An 18,159-nucleotide genomic window follows, 5' to 3' on the forward strand; every position below is an offset into this window, starting at 1 on the left:
AAACCGTTTGCGAAATTGATTGACAAATAGCAGCCCACGGTTTAAACCGTGGGCTAAATTTTCCCTGTTGCTTACCACATCATACCAAATCCCACTCCTTCCGATACTCCCTCGATAACATGGCATTGGCATCGGCGTTGTGGCGGAATTTCTCTTTTTTTGCGTTCCATTCCAGCGGCTGGCCGAGTCGATAGGAGATCAGGCCGAGGTGCATGGGCATGGTCATCATGCGGGCGTAGGCCAGATTTGATTCCGGTTGCTGGCGCGATTTGACTGCATCAACAAAGTTCTGCTGATGCCCCGGCGACCGTTGTAACGTAATGGGAATCTCGGGAATATCATTCATGAACACGCCGTTGATGGTTAGCTCGCGGGTGCTGTAGTCGCAGAGTAGCGTCCCCTTGTCGCCTTCGAAATACGCGCCGATGCCCCGTTTTTCGGCACCGGGCACGTTGGGCGGGGTGCTGGTCCAGTGGAGGTTCAGCCCCTCAAATTCGTAGTCGATGTCGATCCATTTGGGCGCATCGCCGATGCCTTCGGGAGCTTCCCCTTTTGCACTCACGCGTTTTAGTCCGGTTGGGTTGATGGCCCACCAAACCACATCGGCAATGTGGCACCAGAAATCCTGGAATACGCCCCCCGAATAATCCAGGAAATAGCGGTAGGTAAAATGGCATCGCTCGGGCGTATACAGCGAAACCGGCGCGGGTCCCTGCCACATGTCCCAGTTGAGCGTCGATGGGGGTGTTTGGTACTGAGCGGGACCAAGAACTGGTGGAAAGCCGGTTTTCCAAAGCCGCACGGTATGTACCTTGCCGATAGCCCCCGACTTAATCAGTTCGACAACCCGGTGGTAATTGTCGCCCGCGTGAATCTGGGTGCCGAGTTGAAAGATACGGTCGTAGCGTTTCTGGGCTTTCAGCATTTGCTGCCCTTCCCGCACGTTGTACGACAGCGGTTTTTCGCCGTATACATCCTTTCCTGCCTGAAACGCCATGATGGCTACCTGCGCATGCCAGTGGTCGGGGGTGGCGCAGGTGATGGCGTCGATGTCCTTGCGGTCTAGGAGGTAGCGAAAATCGGAGTAGGTTTTCGCGGTGGTAGTAGGGTGAATCTTTTGTAGTGTGTTTTGTGCTTTGTCGAGGTGGGTCTGGTCCAGGTCGCAGAGGCCCACCACGTCGACTTCGGGCAGGTTGGCAAACCAGTTGAGGTGGTTGGTGCCCATGCCGTTCACGCCAATGTGAGCTACCCGGAGCTTGTCGCTGGGGGCTACTCTGCGTTTGAAACTCGGAAACAGGGCTAAACTTAAGGCAGCCGCGCTACCTTGTTTGATAAAATCACGGCGGTTCGAGTGGAGCGTCATGGCAGTAAAAGCAGAATGGTTAACAGGCTTGTATCCTCTAATGCCAAGAGGGTGCTTTATCTACTCTGTATGAGTGCTTTAATTCTGATGGGCTTCTGTCTGATTATTGATACTGTCTCTCCAGCGTTTAGAAGGTAGATTTATTTGTTGTTTTTGTATGGTAAGTTCCTTGCAGGAAAGTGAAACCAGGTGGTGCACTCTCATTCAATCCGACTTCCTGAATCGTAATGGCAAGGTGGCCCTTATTTGAATGACCCACGTAACTAAATCGAGAAGGTCCCAGATCATTCTCAAAAAAATAAGTTTTGGCGATTCCTTTGTGGATGAGCCTCTTCGAGGAAGTACTAGTTGTTTTTACTTTTTTGGTATTGAAAAAAGTAAATGATTGGCTGCTCGTATTGTCGAACGTTATGTAGCCAGAAGCGTCTAAATTAGACTCTAGGGTAACTAGGAGCTTCGCTTCAGATTTAAGTGGATTAAAGTATGACGGGTATAACCATGAAGTATCTTTCGAGACATCTATGACTAAGGTTTTTGGTGTTTCATTAATACAGCCCGTCAATAAGGCGAGCATCCATACAAATAAATTTAGCTGATAGGTGTGTTTCATAAAGTACGATTCTTTAGCTGTTTTTGGCCAATCTACGGTTTTCCAACCCGGACATACTAATTGTCGCTCTACGGCTATTCAAGTTGATGACAACCGCTTTACCTCAATTTTATGCCACATCAGGTAGGCGGCCAACACAAGAATGTAGAAAGCCAACATGCTGTAGCTATTGCTCACTTTGCCAATGTAGTGCAGCACCGTTGGTAGCAAAACGGCCTGGGTTCGTAGTACTACATCGCTGGCTAATTTCGAGAACAACGTCAGCAAGCCTACGAATACAGGGACGCCGATATAAAAAGGGAGAGGCTGCCCGTTCAGCATGGTTGTTGGGTCAGGTAAGATGGCATAATGCCAGAAAAACCATATCGTCCCGATTATTAACGCCTGCTGCCATTTGTTAAATGTTGCTACGGCGTTTTGCAAATAATGCCGCCAGCCAAACTCCTCACCCAGCGTATACGTAAATTGAGCTAACACAAGACCTATGGCAGCTAACGGATTCGGCTGCTTGCTTAGTAAAACAGGCACCAATAGGCTCAAAAAAGTAATGCCATAGACAACAATCGGTTTGCTGCCCGCTAAAGATAGTTTGAACGTGTTAGGCGTCTTAAAAAGCCTGTAACAAAGTAAGCCCGACAGCGCAGGACCGCAACCCGTCAGCACTTCTTTACCGTCAATGGTAAGCCATGTAAGCGCTGGTAAATACTGGTTTATGGCCCATGAAAATGCAAAGGCCAAACCGGCAAATACGATGATTGGTAGAACAATCCGGGTTACCATAACGAATAAAGTATACATCCAATGATGAATGGCCCCCACCAAACCAGTAAACTTAGGCTTGCCCAGACAAAATAGCTACGGTTTACGGTGTCGGCTTGAGTTCGGTAAAGGTGACTGGTCAACTGGTCAACCTGTAAAGAGTACATGGCTTGTTTGGATAACCCACTGGTAAACGCACTCCGCATTCTCAAGCCAGCCTGAAAGGCGTTATAACTGTGCGTGGGGTAGAACATCACGCCTACCGCCATGCCCCAAAGGGTTAGCCACCAGGCAAAATATATGTTGCCCCAACCACCCGTGGCTATCTCCCAACTGGTGACCGAACTTTCGCCTTTCCAGCTTGTATCATACCCTGTTACAAGGTGGTTGATGTCGTGTAAAAAGATGTTTCTTCGTCGGGATTCCAGGTTGGGCAATGGAAGCGCAATGGGACCAAACTTAATCATGTCCCATTTTTTGTTGATACCACCTTCCTCACCGTAGCCGTGCTGACGGTAAAAGTCGTTTAAAGCGTGTTCAACGTTCATTTGATAAAACAGTAGGGTATGAATTATCAGACCGTTTGCTTTGCCGCAGGTAACGATGAATTGAGCTAAAAATATACCTCACAAGCCTTTATTCCGGGGGTATCTTGCCCTAATAGACCGGTTAGCCAGTGTAAGCATCATTCGATCAACAGACAATAACTATTGCCAGTAAGGCATTTCACCCACTGAAAACAAAACGGTTCGGCCTGTTCCGTCTAATGCCATCGTCATAATCGAACTGGTCCCCTGGTCGGTATTCTCGCTGTTGATAAAAATGATTTTGCCTCCCGTCGGCGAATATCGGGGGTCGAGATCATTCGTACCCGTTGGCTTATTCGTGTTAAGCAGATTACCAGAATCAAGTGACAGATCGCTTACGACGCCCGTAGCAACATTAAGCCGATGAATTCTGGAGTCCAGCTGACGGCCTTTGGCATTCTGAAAAATACTGGCATCCATCGCAAAAAGCGCCTGCGTTCCGTCAAGCGAGAAGACAGGGTTGCCTATCCGGTTGGCGGGCCTGGCAAGCAGGAGTTTCTGGGTAGTACCCGACGCCGAAATCAGGATCAACTCATTGTTGTACAGATTGCCACTAGTGGTGCGGGCAATGAGTTGATTGCTCTGGCTGCTCCAGTCACATCCTGCAAAAAGCCGCCCGTTGGGTGCCTTAGCTATAGTTCGTAACCCGGTGCCGTCTGTCCGAACGGCGTACAGGTGCTCGTAAGACGGATACACCAGTTCGGTGCCGTCTGGCGACCAGCAAAATGATAAATCAGTTCCAGAGAGCCCCCCAATAGGTACATCGGTTACTTGCCGGACATGGCTTCCATCCTGGTCCATAAGGTAGAGGTGAGGTTCAGAATCGCGGTTCGATATAAAGGCAATCTGTTGGCGGTTGGGGCTTACAATAGGACGCCAGTTGCTGCCTTCCGTTGTGAGTTGCTGAACCGGCTGTTTGTTGCCATTGCCGGAAAACAATTGGTACATACCCGACACCCGTCGGCAAAAGACATAGCTATACGCAGAGAAAGGCATTGTTCTAAATGACCAGACCGGGCCATTGGTCGTACTAACTCCATCACTGACGGTAATATGCCAATAGTAGGTTGTGTTGTAAGCCAGACTGGATAGCGCCAGCGAGTCGGCGGTGAGTCCTGTAAAGGACAGCACATTGGTAATGTCGCCGGCTTTGTACAGCTTGACCTGATACGTTAATGTATCCCGGTTAGGGTCGGTAGCGGCCCATTTGAGCGTAACGGTTGTCGTGACCGTAGTGCTACCAGGGGCTGGACTCACGACCGTTGGAGCAGTGGGGGGGCTATTCTGCGATTTATCATCCCGCATCAGTATCGTGAGCACAGACACGTAACTGACGGTAGCATCGACGGTTGCTAACTCAGTAGCATACCGTTCTTTCGTCACTGTAACGGTATACCGGGTGGGAGGTAAGCTATCGAAACGAAATCGGCCATCTGCATCGGTTTCTATTAGCTGGCCGGATGGGCTTAGTCGGACCAACGCCTTTTGTACTGGCTGACGGGTTGTACCAAGCAATACCTGACCGCGTACCGAACCAAATGTCTGGACGTCGACAAAAGTCGTTTCTGTGCAACTCCCAAGTAAAGAAACAATTGCTAGCAGATTCAGCCAGCCTACTAGACGGCGTACAAAAAAATAAGGGTTATTCATGGCTTACTTACTCTTTACTCGTTTTGTTAGAGCTGTTGGCTGGCCCTGGCGTAAGCGTCCAAATGAAAGGGTTACCCCAAAAGATGCCTGCAGAACAAAATCGTTGAATTGCCCCGCCCGCAGTCCGTCAACCTGATCGTTTAACGACTGTTGGTAGTTGAGCATAGACCGGAACCCCCAGATGCCGTTGGGCGAATATTGGCATCCGATACCGGCATTGATGGTCGCATGTAGCAGGCCTGAAACTCGAAATACCTCATTGGCGCTGCGGTTGGACAGGATCCCTCCTCCTAAAGTGAAAATGGGCGATAAACGTTGGGTGGGTAAACTGCGCCAGACAAGGCTGCCGTTCAGCATAGTGAAGTTCCCCGAAAACCTCTGGCCGCAGGCCAGCGTACCGTTTCCGGCATTTACCTGAAGCCCCCAGGCTGGTTTCAGGTACAGATCAGCGGTCACGCCATACGCAGGCCGGATCATGCTACCAGCATAATCGCCGGAAAAGCGCCACAAAGATGCATATGGCTGAATCGTGAATCGGGGCGTTTTAATTTGGGGTAATTGCATGCCATACACGTCCGTCTGGCTCATAGTTACCTTTTCGGCATCGTAGCGCTCCAGCTCACTTTTCGCCTGTATAACGTCCTGATCGGACACTGCCCAAAGTCCATCATGGATACCTTCCAGTACTAAGGCCTGAACGGCTTTTTCAATCGCTTCCGTAACGGCCATCTGCGAGGGCTCGTTTGTCGAAAAGCCAGTTTCAGCTTCCAGGAGTTTTTTGAAGGTTACGTACCGAAAAATACCGGCATCGACCGACTGGGAAAGAATCGTTTTGGAGGTATAAACCGTTTTCAGGATTTTGCCCGACCGGGTGGCTACCGCCCGTAAGTAGACCGTTACCCGGTCCTGACGGTATTGGGTCGACCCACCCGTGGCAAAATACCGTAAACCGGCCCCGCCCGTAATGATATTGGCATCGTAAGACACAATTCCCCCTTCCAGAATAACCCCGGCAAAAAGCAGAGGTGGAAGGTTCTCCCCCTCTTTGTACTGAGCAACACTGGAGCGGATAATTTTCCGTTCATTCAACAGGTTACTGACGTTCTCCCGCTCGATGGTGGTGAACCAGCCGCTCTCTTCAAGGGCCTTGAGCAAGATGTTGGTGGTGCCCTGCGATACCACGGTTGAGAAGGTGGAGCCCGTTTCCGATAACTTATATTGGCCCGTCTGATCTCGGAACTTATAGACGGCAACGACTACTTTCTCTTTGGCCTTGGGTAGGTTTCGCAAGGCGGCTGTGGTGGTGGTTTCCTCACCCAGCCGCGCTCGTTGTAAACCCGTGGGCTGGTGGAGGTAGGCAGCACAGCCTGATAAAACCCACAGGTAACTAAGGGTTGCAATTCGGGAATAGGTAAGTACTGATCGGTAGAATTTCATGCATCGATGGAATGATCGCTGGTAGGGCGCAGGTTGTTTGGCGGCCATCAGAAATAAGGAACCTGAATAGACGTTTCCCCTCCCTGATTGTCGACAATACGGATGTAGATACCGTCATACTCATTCTGAATCGTTACGGTAAAATCGCCGTATTTGTAGGTTCCCTGCTTAAGCGAGCTGTTCTCGCCAAACTGGTTTTTTAGCAAGTCGCTGGTAATCCGGCTGAGCAGCTGGCGTTGAATACTGGTGGATAAGTCGCTGAGCTGGTTGTTGGTTTTGGTCGTGGTAGTCGTCGTTTTTTTTAAGGTTGGATCGGTGAGTCGGTCTTGGGCCTGGGCCGAACTAAGCATCCACTGGTAGTTAAAGGTATTTCCGCCAAAAGCCGGATTATTGGGGTGGTACACTAAGGCCTGGGCCTGAGTACTGCCAACTGAAATAAGCAGCAGCCCCATGAGTCTAATTACTGTTGCCATGGTCGGTTAATGAATTCCTGTGCCTTTCTGATCTTCCGTCTGGAGTTGTTGTTGCGTTTGCTCATACGAGATAATGTACTGGCGAAGCGTTTCAACGGCATTGAGCGCATATTCTTCGATCAAGTCTATTCGAGCCTGCACAAATTGCTGCCATATTAACTCGTCGTTGATCGATACTGAAATGATATTGCTGGTGGCCGATGTGGAGGGTAGTTCTTCAATGGTGATGACCCAACTGTCTGTTTCCAAATCCTGTGGTTTTTTACTCAACTGGCTGGAGTCGGCTGGCATGGTGGGTGCCGGAAGGACAAATGCCCGAAAGAAGCTGTCGTAAAATTCACGGCCAATTTTGGTTCGGGAGTTATCCAGAATCAGGGTTTGGGGGCCTTGTTCAGAGAGTCGTTCTTCAACCGCTAGGCTCTCCGCATCTTCCTCCGAAGCCGGATCCTGGGCAAAGGCCAGGCAGCCGCAGAGAAGCATCAACACGACAGTGAACAAATAGTGGGTAGGGTTAAGCCAATAGCGCATGGCTGTGAATTGCTGGTTCAATTGGGCGGAAGCAGTTGTATTTTCATGCCACCGGTCTGGTGAATGATCACATGGGACGACGTTGTGATCAGGTTGGCCAGACTACTGATGTGATTGCCATTGCCTTCCTGGATTACCTCTAGTTGTGCATTGCTGGTGGTTGCGTTAGGCAGTTGAAACACGTTATTACTACCGTCCTGAGTTAGTTGATAGCTGTTATTATCACCCGTTAGCTGTAGCTCTATTTGATTATCACTTCCGGTAGCATTTTTTTGCAGAGCCTGAAGCTGGTTGCCCATGCCGGTGCTCTGCATGACTACGGTGTTGTTGTTTCCTGCCTGTTGACTGATCAGCTCGTTACCTCCGCTCGCATTGAATGAAGCCGACAAGGCCGTGCCCGTTAGCGAATGATAAGCCGGGTTTAAATTATTCGTACCGGTTGAAATGAGGTTTGTTAACTGGGTAACAAAGGCTTCTGAAGTCGTTTGGCAGGCCGCGGCCTGCGCAATAAGAAACAGGCCGAAAAGTAGGAGAATGCACGGGCGCATGAGCAGTAGGATGGCAGGAGAAGAGTAGAGATGGGAATAGGTCAGCCTTCGTGTTTTCCTCATTCACTAGTACGGGAAGATGAGGAAAATACGAAGGCTACCGAATAGATTGGGGATTAGCGGCTACTATCTGACTACCTGTGTAATTGTAGCTGTATTACCCGTACCAACCTGACTAACCATGGCTAGGTTGCCAGAGTACCACTCAGGCCAGTAATTGCCCCAGAAGCCCCAGGCTTCGTTGGATTGGGATAAGGTTAGGGTATTCCCGGTACCGGATTGAGTAGCGAAGGAATCTGATATACCATCAAGCCCCGACAACCTATTTTCAGGACCGTTTTGTGAAATGGTAGCCGCCTGATTTATGCCGGTTTGTTTTAAGCCTGCATAGTTATGAAAGCCGTTTTGGGTCACGATGGCTACCGAGTTAGCAACCGCATTATCCTCCGTACCTTGTGTAACCTTTGTATAATTGGCATAGCCATTTTGGGTAACGTCGACTGAACTGCCACTTTCTTCCGAATTAAACTGTTTGATCTGTGCATTATTCCAACTACCTACCTGTGTAACGCCAGCAGTGAGATTGTCACCTGTTTGACTAATGCTAATAGTCCCAATCCCATTATACCCATTATCGGTAGACGTAGCCGTAGCTAAGTTGTTATTTCCTGTTTGGGAGATGGTAATAAAGTTTTTAGCATAATTTACTTGTGATACCTTAACATCGTTACTATTCCCCGTCTGCATTACATCTAAAGTGCCCTCAGAGCTTTGCGTTTGTGTTAAGGTGGAGCTGTTATTATCACCCACCTGCGTTAAGTTCACTATGTTACTACTTACATTGGTTTGTGTAATAACTCCCGTGTTGTCAGAGCCCGTCTGTGCAACAGAAACTTTGTTGCCACCACTCTCGTTGCCCGATTGCTCAACGGTGATGGCATTGCTTTGTCCTGACTGAACGACATCAACGGCCATTCCCCCTATACTTACGGCATCAGATGCATTGGTAGGGGTAGCAGCGGTCGAGTTGGAATAACCAACACCTGATTGAGTCACCGTCGCTGTGTTGCCGAAAATATTATCCGAAGATGTAGTTGACGATTGATTGATGTTAATGAAGCTGTTTTTAGTACCCTCTGTTTGATTAAGGGTGGCCGATTGTTGGCCGGATGACTGCGTTATGCCACCGTAGTTATTCGCATTTGCGGTACCTGTTTGAATTAATTTGGCATTTTGGCCAAATCCATTCTGATTAATAACTGCTTCCTGACCTACTCCTATCTGGTTCAGGGTGGATACATTCGATTGAGCGTATGACATAACGCTCAGGGAAACCAGCAAACTGCTGGTCATAAGTACTGTTTTCATGTGTGAAACAAAAGTGGATATATGAATAATGAATCGGGAAATGCCTGTAACGGCTACCTTTGGCCTATGGGGCGGCTCCGGCCTCTGGCCTTATTACCTACTGCCGCAGGTGTGTGATGAATATCGATCACCTGTGGCCCCGGACCCTGCTGGCTGATTGCGGTTTAAGGAACAGGCCGAAAAGGAGGGCAATGCACGGGCGCATGAGCAGTAGGGTGACAGCAAAGGAGTAGAGATGTGAATTGGTTAGCCTTCGTGTTTTTCTTAGTTGCTTTATCAAAAACCAAGAAAAACACGAAGGCGGCCGGACATTTAGGGGATACTATTGAGCTCTTTGAGTAATTGTAGCAGCGTTGGCATCGCCCTGTTGATTAACAAAAGCCTGATTGCCAATGCCGCTCGTTTCGCTGTTTTGCGTAAGCGTTAAGGTATTGTAGGTACCCGATTGAGACGCGAAAGACGTTTCACCTTCTACACCCAATAAGCGGTTCCCATTACCGGTTTGAGAGATTTTAGCACCTTGTCTGTAACCTGTCTGGGACAACTTGATCGAGTTGTCATCGCCGGTTTGGGTCACATTGGCCACTGCGTTATCAACTGAGCGCTCATCCGTACCTTGTATAACATTTGTCAAGTTGCGGTTACCATTCTGCAACACGACGACTGAACTGCCCTCTACGCCCGAATTTCGCTGATCGATCACAGCGACATTATCACTATTTTGGGTAACAGTAGCACTCAAACGGTCGCCTGTCTGCGTAATGGAGGTAGTTGCCCCGTCTGCTGGAGTTTGATTGACCGTGGCCGAATTATCATTCCCCGTCTGCGTAATTGTTGCGCTGAGCCTCTCACCAGATTGACTAACCGTACCACTGTTGTTATTCCCAACCTGCGTTACGTATATATTGTCTCCCCCGCCCACTACTTGAGTTAAGGCAGCGGTATTATTATCTCCAGTTTGCCCTAGATACACGCTGTTATTTCCTCTACCATAAAAATGATCCGCTATACTGGTCTGGGTAATATCGCCCACATTTCCGTTGCCGATCTGCTCAACAGTAATCGGTGAAGTAACAGTTTCTCTTCCGAACTGCGAAATAGTGATCGAATTGCTCTTTCCTGACTGAACTACATCAACCACTCCCCCAGGCCCCCTGAGCGCTTCTTCTTTAGTGCGATAGGGCTCATGAACCCAAGTATTAGACCAAATATCCCAGGCCGTCGCCAAACCAGACTGGGTTACCGTAGCCGTATTGGCTGAACTTTGATCGGAAGCGGCTTCGCCTGCCTGACGAATACTAACGTAGCTGTTTATGGTACCCCCTATTTGATTGATCGTGGCGGTTTGAGGGCCGCCCGACTGCGTAACAACACCATAGTTGTGGGCATTCCGGTCGCCCGTTTGGTTGATGGCGGCATTCAGCCCCGATCCCTTCTGGTTGATGGCTGCTTCCTGACCTACTCCTATCTGATTCAGGGTGGATACATTTGACTGAGCGTATGACATAACGCTCAGGGAAACCAGCAAACAGCTGGTCATAAGTACTGTTCTCATGTGTGAAAAAGTGGATATATGAATAACGAATTGGGGAATGCTTGTGAGGTCTACTTGTGGCCTACGGGGCGACTCCGGCGTCTGGCCTTACTGCCTACTGCCGCAGGTGTGTGGTGAATATCGATCACCTGTGGCCCCGGACCCTGCTGGCTGATTGCGGTTTAAGGAACAGGCTGAAAAGGAGGGCAATGCACGGGCGCGTGAGCAGTAGGGTGACAGGAAAGGCGTAGAGATGTGAATAGGGCAGCCTTCGCGTTTTTCTTATTGGCTTTACCAACAACGAAGAAAAACACGAAGGCTGCCGATACTATTGAGCTCTTTGCGTAATTGTAGCAGCGTTGGCAATGCCCTGTTGATTAACAAAAGCCTGATTGCCAGGGCCACCAATTTCATTCGTTTGCGTAAGCGTTAGTGTATTACCGTCACCTGATTGAGACGCGAAAGATGTTTCACCTTCTACACCTAATAAGCGGTTCCCATTGCCGGTTTGAGAAATGGTAGCTGCCTGATTCATACCGGTCTGGCTCAATTTGATCGAGTTGTCATCGCCCGTTTGGGTCACGTTGGCAACTGCTCGATCAACGAAGAGTTCGTCTGTGCCTTGTATGATATTTGTTACGTTGCGGTTACCATCCTGCAACACGTCGACGGAATTGCTATTCCATGCCGAATGTCGCTGGTCGATCACCGCGGTATTATCACTGTTTTGAGTGACAGTAGCACTGAAGGAGTCGCCTGTCTGCGTAATGGAGGTAGTTGCTCCGTCTGCTGGAGTTTGATTGACCGTGGCTGAATTGAAAGACCCCGTCTGTATAACAGTTGCGCTGAGCCTCTCACCAGATTGACTAACCGTACTACTGTTGTTATTCCCCGTCTGCGTTACGTAGATATTATTGTCTCCGCCCACTACTTGAGTTAACGTAGCGGTATTATTATCTCCAGTTTGCCCTAGATTCACGCTGTTATTTCCTCTACCATAAAAATGATCCGCTATACTGGTTTGAGTGATATTCCCCTGATTCCCATTACCGATCTGATTAACTTTAACTAGCTCACCAATGGTTTGAACACCGGACTGCGAAACGGTGATGGAATTACTTTTTCCTGACTGAACTACATCAACCGCTCCGCCATGGTTCCAGAGCACAGCCTCAACAGTGCGACGTGCCTCATGAACCCAGTAGTCAGACCAAGTTTCCCAGGCCGTTGCCAAACCTGATTGGGTTACCGTAGCCGTATTGGCTGAACTTTGATCGGAAGCGGCTTCGCCTGCCTGACGAATACTAACGTAGCTGTTTATGGTACCCCCTATTTGATTGATCGTGGCGGTTTGAGGGCCGCCCGACTGCGTAACAACACCATAGTTGTGGGCATTCCGGTCGCCCGTTTGGTTGATGGCGGCATTCAGCCCCGATCCCTTCTGGTTGATGGCTGCTTCCTGACCTACTCCTATCTGGTTCAGGGTGGATACATTTGACTGAGCGTATGACATAACGCTCAGGGAAACCAGCAAACAGCTGGTCATAAGTACTGTTCTCATGTGTGAAAAAGTGGACATATGAATAACGAATTGGGGAATGCTTGTGAGGTCTACTTGTGGCCTACGGGGCGACTCCGGCGTCTGGCCTTACTGCCTACTGCCGCAGGTGTGTGGTGAATATCGATCACCTGCGGCCCCGGACCCTGCTGGCTGATTGCGGTTTGGGTGCCTGCCTCAACGGTCAGGCTAATTTGATTGCCGGGCATCCCGATCTGTTGTGCCCCTGTTGCAGGGTCACTTTGCTGGTGGATCTCGATGAAGCCCATGCCCTGCTGTAGAATGACAACCCGATTGTTGCTTCCCTGCTGGCTGATGTGAACCGATGATGAGTTAGCTAGTGTGGATTGACCCACGGGCAGCGAATCGGTAGCCGTACTGGAGGGGGGCTGCTGGGCGACTGCTTGTAGCGTAAGAAAAAGTAAACCAAAAAACATAAAAACTTGCATGGTGGGTATAGCTGGCAGAAGCCGGTTTGAGGGGATCAAGTCCATTCACGTTCTCTACAGGTGATGTGTTTTCTTAGAACACACGAGCAATAGAAATCGCGATAGTCATTGAACGTCAGTCAAAAAGCTTGTTTTAAATGCCAGTAGAGGTAGACAAATATGCTTGTAAGAGAATATTGATTGTAAGTATTGAGCTAACAATGCAAACTATTGAACCTATACGCTTACGTAATACGCTGAACTAGCCGTTACTAACCAGGTACACTGCCCAAAATTCCCCCAAAAAAGACGGTAGGTTTTGCCGCAAAACTGCTTCAAGTCTATGATCGGGCTACAGGTTGGTTTACCTTCATTTGCCTGGGATCTAGTTGGTTTAGTAGTCAATTGTTCATCTTGCATACTGCCTGATGTGGGTGGTACGCAAGATGAAAGTCTGAACCAGGTAAGCCGCATTTCTCCCATCCCGCTACCTTATCTCTTATGACAAAACGAACGGTTTATGCGCTGGTATTAAGTCTGTTAGCCGCCGTTGCCAGCGCGCAGGATTATCCCATTGTTCCGGTTCCGTTTACCAGCGTTGCTATCAATGGCGGCTTCTGGCAATCCCGGCTCGCTACCAACCGCACCGTTACCATTCCCTTCGATTTCAGGAAGTGCGAGGAGACGGGGCGCATCGCCAACTTCGCCGTGGCCGGTGGACTGGCCAAAGGAACGTTTAAAGGAAAACGGTACGATGATTCCGATGTGTTTAAAGTCGTGGAAGGAGCGTCCTATTCGCTCCAGACCCACTATGACCCCAAACTGGATCACTACCTGGATAGCCTCATTACCCTCTTTGCGGCAGCTCAGGAACCGGACGGATATCTCTATACGATACGGTCTATTCTGAAAGACAGCGCCAACATCAAAGACGATCAGGCGGGGCCGACGCGGTTTTCGTACGTGGCGGGTAGCCACGAATTGTACAACGTCGGACATATGTACGAGGCCGCCGTGGCTCATTTTCAGGCTACCGGCAAACGGTCTTTCCTGAACGTAGCCTTGAAAAACGCCGATTACCTGATGCGAACCATTGGCCCCGATAAGCTGATCGTGGTGCCGGGGCATCAGGAAATTGAAATCGGTCTGGTAAAGCTGTACCGCGTCACAAAGGATAAACGCTACCTCGATTTTGCCCGTTTCCTGCTCGACATGCGCGGCCGCGCCGATAAACGCCCACTCTTTCCGGACCCCGCCAAAACGGGTCAGGGGGCGAGTTACTTGCAGGATCATATTCCCGTGACGCAGCAGAAAACGGCCGTTGGGCATTCGGTTCGGGCGGGGTATATGTATGCCGCCATGAGCGATATTGCCGCTATTCAGAACGATAAAGCGTACATGGATGCGTTGCTGGCGATCTGGAACGATGTGGTGGAGCGGAAGCAGTACCTCACCGGTGGGCTGGGTGCGCGTGGGCACGGGGAAGCCTTCGGCGAAGCTTACGAACTGCCCAACGATGTAGCTTATGCCGAAACCTGCGCGGCTGTCGCCAATATGCTCTGGAATCACCGGATGTTTTTGCTGACGGGCGATGCCAAATACATGGACGTGTTTGAGCGGGTGCTGTATAACGGATTCCTCGCCGGTGTCTCGCTCGAAGGCGACTCGTTCTTCTACGTCAATCCGCTGGCTTCCGATGGAAAGCGCAAATTTAACGTGGGGCAGGCGGCCACACGGGCACCCTGGTTCGGAACCTCCTGCTGCCCAACCAATGTCGTGCGTTTTCTGCCGTCGCTGCCCGGTTATGTATACGCCACAAAGGGCAATGATGTGTTCATCAACCTGTTCCTGACCAATCAGTCGACGGTATCGGTAAACGGAAAACCAGTGCAGATCAGGCAGGAAACAAATTACCCGTGGGATGGAAAGGTATCCGTAACAGTACAGCCGAAGCAACCGCAGGCGTTTACCATGCAACTTCGATTGCCCGGTTGGGCGTCGGGCAAACCCATGCCGGGATATTTGTATGAATACGTGAATACAACGGCCAAAGCACCTGTCTTACTGGTAAACGGGAAGTCGGTGTCGTACGAGACGGAGAACGGATACGCCCGCGTCAGCCGTACCTGGAGACCCGGCGACCGGCTGGAGTGGACGCTCGATATGCCCGTGCGGGAGGTCAAAGCCAACGAACAGGTGACCGACGACCGCCATAAGGTGGCCATTGAACGGGGTCCGGTTGTGTACTGTGCCGAAGGTGTTGATAATGGCGGACAGGCGCTGTCGCTGGTCGTTCCGGCGGGTACCGCGTTCCGACCACAGATGCAGCCCGACAAATTGGGCGGTATTCTGTCGCTGTCGGCTCAGGAGGCCGGTAAGAACGTGACGCTGATTCCGTACTATGCCTGGTCGCACCGGGGGCCAAACGAAATGTCGGTCTGGTTCGGGCAGGTAAAACCGACGAAGTAATACACGTCACCCAACTGTAACCTGTAGTACCGACCGTCGACGCGTCGAACCGTCCCGGTCGGGTGTTAATGCAAATAGTTAACACCCGACCGGGACGGTTGGTATTACACCAGCGCCACTTCCTCCAACTGCTCATTGATGAACTCGATCTCATCGGCAGTTAGTTGGATATCAATAGCCTTCGCATTTTGTATAGCCTGTTCGGCGTTGCGGGCACCTACCAGTGCGACCGTAATGCCCGGCCGCTCAATGGTCCAGCGAATGACCAGTTGGCTCAGGCTGGCGTTTTTGCTGTCGGCCAGAGGTTTGATCTTCTGGAGAAGATCATCTGTTTTTTTGATATTCTCTTCCTTGAAAAACCGATAACCTGCCCGGTGATCGCCGGGGGCGAATTGATGGCCGGGCTTAATTTTACCCGTCAACAGGCCGCGTTCCATGGGGCTGTAAGCCAGAATGGCTTTTTTGTTTTCGAGGCAATACGGCACGACTTCCCCCTCAATGCCCCGGTTAATCATGCTGAACGGTACCTGATTGGACGCCAGTTTCAGCACCGTTTCGGCCCGTTTCATCTGCTCGACGTTGTAGTTGCTGACACCTGCCTGACGAACCTTTCCCTGCTCGATCAACCGCAGAACGGCCTCCATGCTTTCTTCGATGGGCGTCGTTACGTCGGGCCAGTGCATCTGGTAAAGGTCGATGTAATCCGTTCCAAGTCGTTTCAGGCTGTCTTCGCACTCTTTGATAATGCTCTCCTTGCCCGAGTATTTATAAACGTCGATGGGGTTGCCATCGTTATCCTGACTTTTGAAGCCAAAGTCGCCCTTCTTTAAGTCCCAGCGCATACCGTACTTAGTGAGGATCTGGACTTTTTCGCGGGAGATTCCTTTGATAGCTTCGCCCACGATTTCTTCACTGGTGCCCTGTCCGTAAACGGGCGCCGTGTCGATAGACGTGACGCCCAGATCGTAGGAGGCTCGGATGGCCTCAATGGCCCCCTTTCGTTCGGTACCGCCCCACATCCAGCCGCCAGCGGCCCATGCGCCAAAGGTGATAACTGATACGCTTAAATCTGATTCGCCAAGTGTTCTGTATTCCATGTGTATATCTCCGGATGTTGTTACATCCCCGGATGTCATCCGGGGTTATCTATAGTCAACCCCTTCGGGGTTGGTGTTGTTACATCCCCCGGATGACATCCGGGGATATCCACAATCAACCCCTTCAGGGTTGGGTTATGTTGATTGCAAAGTCGAACCAACTTGTGTATCATCAATGCTGTATAACCCCGAAGGGGTTGACTGTGGATATCCCCGGACGTCAGTCCGGGGTTGGTCCGGACGTCAGTTCGGGGTCAGTCCGGGGTCAGTCCGGGGTTGGTCCAGACGTCAGTTCGGGGTTGGTCCAGACGTTAGTCCGGGGTTGGTCAAACGACGGGTAGTTTCCAGCCGTTGTGGTAGTGGGCGGCTATGAGGGCGTTGGCTTGCGGGTCGTTTTTGAAGCCTTTGGCGGCTGTATCCCAGTACACTTTGCGGCCGGTTTTATAGGCAATGTTGCCCATATGCGCGTTGATGGCCGCAATACTGCCCGTTTCAATGCCGCATTTGAGCAGTTTCGGATTATTGGCTTTCACGGCCTGCACGAAATTTTTCGTGTGTTCGTTCAGGTATTCGCCATTGCGGGTCTGGTCCGGTATATCCTCTACTTTGTAGACCTTGATTCCGTTCTTCGTTTCCGTTTCGGGCAGGATGGACCAGCCGTCGCGGTTGAGGACCAGCGTGGCGTTGTTGCCGATAAATGCGATCCCTTCCGTCCGGCCGTAGTTGCCGCCGTCGATCCCCGTAGCGTGTTCCCAGAGCATGTTAAAGCCATCGTATTCATAAACTGCCTGCAAGGTATCGGGTGTTTCGGAGGCATCATCCGGGTAGGCCAGCTTGCCACCCGACGCCATGACGGATTTGGGCGCTTTGGCGTTCATGGCATAGAGCGCAATGTCGATTTCGTGAACACCCCAGTCGGTCATGAGCCCACCGGCATAATCCCAGAACCACCGAAAATTAAAGTGAAAACGGTTCGGGTTGAACGGGCGTTTGGGCGCAGGACCCAGCCACATGTCATAATCGACGCCCGCCGGGGGCGCACTGTCGGGCCGGACGGGAACGGGGTTCATCCAGCCCTGATACGCCCAGACTTTCACCAGCCGGATGTTGCCCAGCTTGCCCGACCGGATGTACTCGATGGCTTTTTCGTAATGCGAGCCGCTGCGCTGCCATTGGCCCACCTGCACGATCTTGTTGTATTTTTTGGCCGCAGCCAGCATCAGATTACATTCTTCAATGCTGTTGGCGAGGGGTTTCTCCACGTAAACATGCTTCCCGGCAGCTACCGAGTCGATCATGGCCATGCAGTGCCAGTGGTCGGGCGTGCCGATGATGACGGCGTCGATGTCCTTATTTTCGAGCAGCTTGCGGTAGTCTTTGTAAAGCTGTGGTTTGGTGTGCTGCATGGCTTCGACATCGGCCGAACGTTTGTCGAGCACGCTCTGATCCACATCGGCCAGCGCCACACACTGCACATCGCTTTGTAACAGATGCGAACGGAGGTCCGACCAGCCCATGCCATTGCAGCCAATCAGGCCAACCTGTAGTTTGTCGTTGGGAGAAATGCGTTTCCGCTGACTGGCAATGGCCTCCAGAGTGGGCAAACTAATCAGGCCCGCTCCCGTAGCGGCCAGGGCCGACTGGCGTAAGAAATGTCTGCGTGTTGGTTTCATAGGTGTTTAGAGTTTAAGTTGTAGTACCGACCGGGACGGTTCGACGCATCGACGGTCGGTACTACACGCTTTTCGGG

Annotated in this window: 16 protein-coding genes; 1 reads left to right on the plus strand and 15 read right to left on the minus strand. The window is 50.8% G+C overall.

All coding sequences use genetic code 11. The features are described 5' to 3' along the window. Positions 1-79: 79 nt before the first annotated feature. The 13 genes from CRO74_RS12960 to CRO74_RS13020 all read right to left on the minus strand — a co-directional run bounded on the left by CRO74_RS12960 (position 80) and on the right by CRO74_RS13020 (position 12,864). The gene (locus tag CRO74_RS12960; protein WP_097126473.1) at positions 80-1,363 is read right to left on the minus strand and encodes a Gfo/Idh/MocA family protein; all 1,284 of its coding nucleotides are present in this window, start codon (positions 1,361-1,363) and stop codon (positions 80-82) included. Positions 1,364-1,490: 127 nt separating this feature from the next. Beyond that, positions 1,491-1,973 carry a hypothetical protein gene (locus CRO74_RS12965; protein WP_097126474.1) on the minus strand — a complete coding sequence of 161 codons (483 nt, stop codon included), beginning with the start codon at positions 1,971-1,973 and terminating at the stop codon, positions 1,491-1,493. A gap of 78 nt (positions 1,974-2,051) precedes the next feature. Next, positions 2,052-2,753 (minus strand): CPBP family glutamic-type intramembrane protease, encoded by a 702-nt coding sequence (locus CRO74_RS12970; protein WP_097126475.1) that lies wholly within the window; start codon positions 2,751-2,753, stop codon positions 2,052-2,054. Beyond that, complete coding sequence (locus tag CRO74_RS12975; RefSeq protein WP_097126476.1) at positions 2,747-3,280, minus strand: hypothetical protein; 534 nt, start codon at positions 3,278-3,280, stop codon at positions 2,747-2,749. Before CRO74_RS12975 ends, CRO74_RS12970 begins: the two co-directional genes overlap by 7 nt. A gap of 159 nt (positions 3,281-3,439) precedes the next feature. Further along, on the minus strand, positions 3,440-4,969 hold the full coding sequence (locus CRO74_RS12980) for a carboxypeptidase regulatory-like domain-containing protein (protein ID WP_097126477.1): 1,530 nt from the start codon (positions 4,967-4,969) through the stop codon (positions 3,440-3,442). Positions 4,970-4,972: 3 nt separating this feature from the next. Beyond that, positions 4,973-6,406 carry a CsgG/HfaB family protein gene (locus CRO74_RS12985; RefSeq protein WP_097126478.1) on the minus strand — a complete coding sequence of 478 codons (1,434 nt, stop codon included), beginning with the start codon at positions 6,404-6,406 and terminating at the stop codon, positions 4,973-4,975. Positions 6,407-6,453: 47 nt separating this feature from the next. Next, positions 6,454-6,879, minus strand: coding sequence for a curli assembly protein CsgF (locus tag CRO74_RS12990; protein WP_245877838.1), 426 nt, complete (start codon positions 6,877-6,879; stop codon positions 6,454-6,456). Between the two features lie 6 nt (positions 6,880-6,885). Next, positions 6,886-7,407, minus strand: coding sequence for a CsgE family curli-type amyloid fiber assembly protein (locus CRO74_RS12995; RefSeq protein ID WP_097127096.1), 522 nt, complete (start codon positions 7,405-7,407; stop codon positions 6,886-6,888). A gap of 17 nt (positions 7,408-7,424) precedes the next feature. Further along, entirely contained in the window at positions 7,425-7,955 is a 531-nt protein-coding gene (locus CRO74_RS13000) for a hypothetical protein (RefSeq protein ID WP_097126480.1), read from the minus strand. 126 nt (positions 7,956-8,081) lie between these two features. Continuing rightward, positions 8,082-9,296, minus strand: a complete 1,215-nt coding sequence (locus CRO74_RS13005) for a hypothetical protein (protein WP_179830188.1) — start codon at positions 9,294-9,296, stop codon at positions 8,082-8,084. A 349-nt stretch (positions 9,297-9,645) separates the two neighbouring features. Beyond that, on the minus strand, positions 9,646-10,878 hold the full coding sequence (locus CRO74_RS13010) for a hypothetical protein (protein WP_097126482.1): 1,233 nt from the start codon (positions 10,876-10,878) through the stop codon (positions 9,646-9,648). 307 nt (positions 10,879-11,185) lie between these two features. After that, complete coding sequence (locus CRO74_RS13015; RefSeq protein WP_179830189.1) at positions 11,186-12,418, minus strand: hypothetical protein; 1,233 nt, start codon at positions 12,416-12,418, stop codon at positions 11,186-11,188. A gap of 50 nt (positions 12,419-12,468) precedes the next feature. Continuing rightward, complete coding sequence (locus CRO74_RS13020; RefSeq protein WP_144035909.1) at positions 12,469-12,864, minus strand: hypothetical protein; 396 nt, start codon at positions 12,862-12,864, stop codon at positions 12,469-12,471. 480 nt (positions 12,865-13,344) lie between these two features. On the opposite strand from CRO74_RS13020, the gene CRO74_RS13025 reads away from it, so the two are divergent. Continuing rightward, a complete protein-coding gene (locus tag CRO74_RS13025) occupies positions 13,345-15,312 on the plus strand; it encodes a glycoside hydrolase family 127 protein (RefSeq protein WP_097126485.1) in 1,968 nt (655 codons plus the stop codon). A gap of 104 nt (positions 15,313-15,416) precedes the next feature. Here the strand turns inward: CRO74_RS13025 and CRO74_RS13030 are convergent, their stop codons facing one another. Beyond that, a complete protein-coding gene (locus CRO74_RS13030) occupies positions 15,417-16,409 on the minus strand; it encodes an aldo/keto reductase (protein WP_097126486.1) in 993 nt (330 codons plus the stop codon). Positions 16,410-16,735: 326 nt separating this feature from the next. After that, entirely contained in the window at positions 16,736-18,082 is a 1,347-nt protein-coding gene (locus CRO74_RS13035) for a Gfo/Idh/MocA family protein (protein ID WP_097126487.1), read from the minus strand. Positions 18,083-18,159: the final 77 nt, after the last annotated feature.

It is taken from the genome of Spirosoma fluviale (assembly GCF_900230225.1).
Lineage (GTDB): Bacteria > Bacteroidota > Bacteroidia > Cytophagales > Spirosomataceae > Spirosoma > Spirosoma fluviale.